Here is a 265-nt window from a genome sequence, read left to right as displayed (position 1 = left end):
TCGACGGTGACGATCAAAATATTCGACGCGAACCGGCGATCGGAGGTCGCCGTACCAGTCGGTGCCATCCTGGACGACGGCAGCCGGACAGGTGTGTGGGTTGTCAACGGGGCCACATCGACCGTGAACTTCAAGCCTGTCGAGATAAAGCGGATCGGCGAGGAAATGGCATTTGTCACCGGAATAGGGGTTGGTCAGCAGGTTGTCGCTCTGGGCGCGCATCTCCTTCAGGACGGTGCGATAGTCAGAACAGGCGTGCAGCAAG

1 pseudogene is annotated in these 265 nt (G+C 59.2%); it reads left to right on the top strand.

The annotated features are described in order from the left end of the window. Window positions 1-265 (top strand): annotated as a pseudogene (locus tag AF337_RS45930) (efflux RND transporter periplasmic adaptor subunit); the annotation flags it as partial.

The organism is Rhizobium ecuadorense, from assembly GCF_001187535.1.
Classification (GTDB): domain Bacteria; phylum Pseudomonadota; class Alphaproteobacteria; order Rhizobiales; family Rhizobiaceae; genus Rhizobium; species Rhizobium ecuadorense.
The sequence above is the reverse complement of the archived record's forward strand: the minus strand, read 5'-3'. Positions and strand labels throughout refer to the sequence as shown.